This is a genomic window from Delftia sp. ZNC0008, from assembly GCF_000799035.1.
GTDB lineage: Bacteria > Pseudomonadota > Gammaproteobacteria > Burkholderiales > Burkholderiaceae_C > Comamonas > Comamonas tsuruhatensis.
Genome location: NZ_JTKZ01000735.1, coordinates 1 through 3,758 on the forward strand (window position 1 = coordinate 1; position 3,758 = coordinate 3,758).

The following is a 3,758-nucleotide window of genomic DNA, read 5'->3' on the forward strand; positions in this document are numbered from 1 at the left end:
GGCTTGCCGTCGACCGTCATGGGCCGCCGCGTCTTCGAGCTGCGCGGAATCATGCCCCACTGCCCACCTTCCAGCACGCCGCCGGGCTTGATGTACGGCCCCAGGGCCAGCGGCGTGACGTGCGGCTTCCACCATGGCAGTGGCGCCTGCCGGCCGACCCGCCACATGCGCTCAACTTCGATCTCACGCGGGGTGTTATATCGATTGCACATAAGTGGATGCTAACTTTTCTTGCCCTGCCAGATAACTGTATATTTATACAGTCATGAAAGTCAAAGTCACCATCCTCAGGGAAGCCGGCGCGCGTAGCTACCATCGTGGCCCGCAGCAAACGGTCAAGGGCGAGCTGGACCTCAAGCACTACGAAGTGCCGGGGGAACGCAGGACCATTCCCGTGCTGCGCATCCTTGGCGACGCCCGAAACAACCAGCTTTTCGAGCCCCGGCTGATCTACGCATGCGCGGGCAAAATGAAGTTCAGCGGGCTGGAGCACTGTGACCACGCATGGCACGCGCAGGAGTGGTCCTGCGAGTTCGACTACTGATGGAGTTCGTCATGCTCAAGTACGAAGAATTTCCGACGCTGCTCACCTACCCGAAATGGCTGGACTGGCCAACACAGCAGGTGCTGCCAGGGGTGCCTGAGGACTATCGCATCGAGCAAATCCACAGCGACTGGTTCGTCGTCTGGGGTCCGGGTGACGACCGCGTGTACAGCGGCTGTGGCCCGGTCTCCGTTGACCGGTCGCCTGCCCCTTTCTGAAGCTCGCCATGCATAACCAAAACCAGATCGAACGCGGCGTAATCGCAAAAGTGCGAGGCGAAGAGATGTCTGCAGCTCAGCGGGCGCTGCCGCCCCCTACGCGGGACCAACCTCAGTACATCACCAGCGAGATCAACACCCTGCTTGCCGGGCGCGTGCGCATCACATTCGAGCTGCAGATGTATGGCCACGGGCGCCACCGCTTCTGGCATTGGGTCGGCAAGGGAGCGGTGCAACTGGAGCAGCCCGCTGGCTGAGCCACATGGACTCGATCATCTGGGGCGGCGTGCCGACAGTGCCGGGTTGGTACGCGGTCGTGGTGGACTATGGCTGCCTGCCCTTCCCTGCTGCACGGCGCTGGGATGGCGGCGCCTGGGACGACGAGCGAGGCATCCGTGCGTTCGACGGGCCGCACGCAGACGCGGAGGCGGCGCTGGACTGGGCCATGGAGCGCTGCCCAGAGGGCTGAGCACGGCACAATGCCGGCCATGGCAATCGATCCCGCAAATCCAAAACACACGGTCCACAAGCGCGTCGTGGACGGCTTCCAGGGGCACTGGAAGGCCCATGGCAGCGACAAGTACCCCCAGCGCTTCCGCCTCCCACCTGAAGAGCTCTACCATCTCGACCACGTAATGCACAAGGGCGAGCACCCCGGGACGATGTGGGGCGTGCCGCTCGATGCGGATCCGAATACACGCGGCGAAATGGTCGCCATCGACGGCACAGTCGTGTCGATAGCGCCGGCTGACCCAGCGACTACGGCCTGATCGGCCGAGCGCGGCTCGGCTGTCGTAGGCATGACCCATGCAAAAACTCAAAGGGGTATCTGCTTACTCAGAGCAAAACATGGTCAGGTCTCCCTGCACGCTCGGGATGGAAAGATAAATGGAAACAACCGCAGTCCAAAGCTTGAAGCTCGCAATTGTCAGCCTAACCGGATTGTCCAAAGATGCACTACATATTTATGCAGGCATCACTATTTTCTTAGTTGCTAGATTATTTTCTCGAAAATACGCAGACACGTTCTTGCCTGTCGCAGTTGTAGTAACAGTAGCGTGTATTGGTGAATTGCTAGATCTGCGCGATGACATCAATAGCTTAGGCTACTGGCGCTGGGGCGCAAGTCTGCATGACGTCGTGAACACTGCGCTCTGGCCCTTCGTGCTGTCTATATTCATGAGAAGAACTCCGCCCAGCTCATCAAACTGAGAGTCGAAATCAGATTTCCACTTCTGGCCGTAAAAAGCCCACCGCTGGACTCGACGCGGGAATGCAGGCCAGTCAGCGCGACATCTTTGGCCACGCGCCTTGAATCAGCGCGGCGTCAGCGGCGTGGCGCAAGCCATCAGCGCAGCCATCAGCTGGATCTCGTAGGCCTCGCGCCGCTCGATCTCGGCCAGGGCGGCCTGGGTGAACTGGTCTACTGTGGCGCCAGGGCGCAGCTGCTCGGTGGGCATAACCGGGCGCTCTGGCACCGGCTCGTCGCATGCCACCGGCACGGGCACATTCACGCGCTGCAACTCGACGCGCGTCGGTGGGGTTTGGCAGCCGGCCAGGGCCAGCAGGGAAGCTAGCACCGCGAATTGACGAATTGAGCAATTTGTCAATTTCACGGCTTCGCCCTCCCCTGCAGCCAGTTGTCCACCCGGTGCTGGGCGCTCGCGCAGGCATCGCCGGGCACGGCTGGGGGTTTGGCCAGGATCTCATCGGCGCGCTGCTCGTGCGTCCGCGCCTGGGCAGCGGCGCTGGCTCGCGCGACCTCGCCCTCTTTCTTACGCCGGTCGGCCAGCTCGCGGAGGTCATCGACTGCATCGCTGCAGGCGGCGGCCAGGTCGCGAGCGCCGTCCCGCTGCTGGGTCATCTCGCCCACACTGGCGCGCGCGACTGCGGCGGCGTCACGCTGGACCAGGTAGGCCCTGGTCAGCAGCACGTTGCCAAGCAGGATCACCAGCAGCGCGAGGACAGCGGCCGCGAGCAGTTTCGGTGTGATCCCGGTCACCGCCCGCCCCTCCACCAGTACCACCACATTGCCCAGAGGATCGGGTTCATGGTTGGGCCTCCATACACGCGGCGTGCCGCGCCTGTTGACGGGTCCAGACACCGCGGCAAACCCTGTTGCCTGGCGTGCTGCAGTCGTAACGCCAGCGCTTCGGGCGGCCTGCCGCGTCCCACTGGTAGGCCCTGTAGCCCTGCAGCGGCTGGGCGCTGGTCATGTAGCGATAGGCCAGGTAAGCGTTGCAGGCGCCGGCATAGTCGCCGGCCCGCGTGCGCGCCAGCATCGAGGACCCGCGCCAGGCCCCGCAGCCGTACTGGCCCGCGAAGTCCACGGCCTGGGCGAACTCGGCCGGGTGCACCAGCGTGTCGCCCAACGAATCACGCACACAGGCGCCGTACTGCTGCTCCAGCAGGTTGATGGCCAGCTCGCGCGCCCGTTCGCGGGTGATGGGCGGGTCGGCCATGGTCACGCGGGTGCCGTCCTCGTAGCGCGTGGCGCCATGGCCGATGGTGGGCACATCGCCGCGCACCGGGATGATGGGCGCGGAGCTGAAACCCTCGGCAGCGATCCAAGACGCCAAGATGGCGGCGCCGATACTGAGGCCAGCGGCAGAAACGCGGGCGGCGTTCATTCGTCCACCTCGAGCACACCTAAATCTGTGTCGTAGTGCTGCGCCGGCGCGCCTGTGGCTCGCATCAGGTCCATGCGCAGTTGCCGCTCGGCGTCCCTGCGCAGAAACTCCCGTTCCCTGCGAGCGTCATCAGCGCGCCGGAGCTTGGCGGCCTCACGCTTATAGAACCAAGTGATCAACAGGCCGATGATCGCCACCAGAGCCCCGACATAGGCCGCGAGGTCTGCCGCAGACATCTTGCCGGCCACGGCGACAGATCCACCAAGGATCGTCGCCTTGTTTCCTGCCGCGCCAATGGCTTCGAGGGTTTCAGTTTTCATGGCCCCGATGATTCCGGGGCCGGGCCGCGCTGGCGAACCCTACACG

The 3,758-nt window shown here is 63.9% G+C and carries 10 protein-coding genes; 6 read left to right on the forward strand and 4 right to left on the reverse strand.

Going from position 1 to position 3,758, the window contains the following annotated elements; translation table 11 throughout:
- Nucleotides 1-265: 265 nt before the first annotated feature.
- The 6 genes from L995_RS23980 to L995_RS32330 all read left to right on the forward strand — a co-directional run bounded on the left by L995_RS23980 (nt 266) and on the right by L995_RS32330 (nt 1,974).
- Entirely contained in the window at nt 266-544 is a 279-nt protein-coding gene (locus L995_RS23980; protein WP_047473943.1) for a hypothetical protein, read from the forward strand.
- An 11-nt stretch (nt 545-555) separates the two neighbouring features.
- On the forward strand, nt 556-762 hold the full coding sequence (locus tag L995_RS23985; RefSeq protein WP_231574519.1) for a hypothetical protein: 207 nt from the start codon (nt 556-558) through the stop codon (nt 760-762).
- 8 nt (nt 763-770) lie between these two features.
- The gene (locus L995_RS23990) at nt 771-1,019 is read left to right on the forward strand and encodes a hypothetical protein (RefSeq protein WP_043791388.1); all 249 of its coding nucleotides are present in this window, start codon (nt 771-773) and stop codon (nt 1,017-1,019) included.
- 5 nt (nt 1,020-1,024) lie between these two features.
- Nucleotides 1,025-1,231 carry a hypothetical protein gene (locus tag L995_RS23995; RefSeq protein ID WP_047473945.1) on the forward strand — a complete coding sequence of 69 codons (207 nt, stop codon included), beginning with the start codon at nt 1,025-1,027 and terminating at the stop codon, nt 1,229-1,231.
- Nucleotides 1,232-1,250: 19 nt separating this feature from the next.
- On the forward strand, nt 1,251-1,532 hold the full coding sequence (locus tag L995_RS24000; RefSeq protein WP_047473947.1) for a hypothetical protein: 282 nt from the start codon (nt 1,251-1,253) through the stop codon (nt 1,530-1,532).
- A gap of 118 nt (nt 1,533-1,650) precedes the next feature.
- The gene (locus tag L995_RS32330) at nt 1,651-1,974 is read left to right on the forward strand and encodes a hypothetical protein (RefSeq protein ID WP_082001617.1); all 324 of its coding nucleotides are present in this window, start codon (nt 1,651-1,653) and stop codon (nt 1,972-1,974) included.
- Nucleotides 1,975-2,078: 104 nt separating this feature from the next.
- Here L995_RS32330 and L995_RS24005 read toward each other — a convergent pair whose 3' ends face one another.
- Genes L995_RS24005 through L995_RS24020 form a run of 4 tightly spaced genes read right to left on the reverse strand, consistent with a single transcriptional unit; the run spans nt 2,079 to nt 3,712 of the window.
- The gene (locus tag L995_RS24005; protein WP_231574520.1) at nt 2,079-2,342 is read right to left on the reverse strand and encodes a hypothetical protein; all 264 of its coding nucleotides are present in this window, start codon (nt 2,340-2,342) and stop codon (nt 2,079-2,081) included.
- 32 nt (nt 2,343-2,374) lie between these two features.
- Nucleotides 2,375-2,791 carry a hypothetical protein gene (locus L995_RS24010; protein WP_331428959.1) on the reverse strand — a complete coding sequence of 139 codons (417 nt, stop codon included), beginning with the start codon at nt 2,789-2,791 and terminating at the stop codon, nt 2,375-2,377.
- Between the two features lie 19 nt (nt 2,792-2,810).
- Nucleotides 2,811-3,392: a glycoside hydrolase family protein gene (locus L995_RS24015; protein WP_047473946.1), complete on the reverse strand. Its 582-nt coding sequence runs from the start codon at nt 3,390-3,392 to the stop codon at nt 2,811-2,813.
- On the reverse strand, nt 3,389-3,712 hold the full coding sequence (locus L995_RS24020; RefSeq protein ID WP_013802133.1) for a holin: 324 nt from the start codon (nt 3,710-3,712) through the stop codon (nt 3,389-3,391). Before L995_RS24020 ends, L995_RS24015 begins: the two co-directional genes overlap by 4 nt.
- Nucleotides 3,713-3,758: the final 46 nt, after the last annotated feature.

What these genes read in the sequence shown, in the direction of transcription:
- L995_RS23980 (WP_047473943.1), top strand. Translation starts at nt 266, where the DNA reads ATGAAAGTCAAAGTCACCATCCTCAGGGAAGCCGGCGCGCGTAGCTAC.
- L995_RS23985 (WP_231574519.1), top strand. Translation starts at nt 556, where the DNA reads ATGCTCAAGTACGAAGAATTTCCGACGCTGCTCACCTACCCGAAATGG.
- L995_RS23990 (WP_043791388.1), top strand. Translation starts at nt 771, where the DNA reads ATGCATAACCAAAACCAGATCGAACGCGGCGTAATCGCAAAAGTGCGA.
- L995_RS23995 (WP_047473945.1), top strand. Translation starts at nt 1,025, where the DNA reads ATGGACTCGATCATCTGGGGCGGCGTGCCGACAGTGCCGGGTTGGTAC.
- L995_RS24000 (WP_047473947.1), top strand. Translation starts at nt 1,251, where the DNA reads ATGGCAATCGATCCCGCAAATCCAAAACACACGGTCCACAAGCGCGTC.
- L995_RS32330 (WP_082001617.1), top strand. Translation starts at nt 1,651, where the DNA reads ATGGAAACAACCGCAGTCCAAAGCTTGAAGCTCGCAATTGTCAGCCTA.
- L995_RS24015 (WP_047473946.1), bottom strand. Translation starts at nt 3,392, where the DNA reads ATGAACGCCGCCCGCGTTTCTGCCGCTGGCCTCAGTATCGGCGCCGCC.
- L995_RS24020 (WP_013802133.1), bottom strand. Translation starts at nt 3,712, where the DNA reads ATGAAAACTGAAACCCTCGAAGCCATTGGCGCGGCAGGAAACAAGGCG.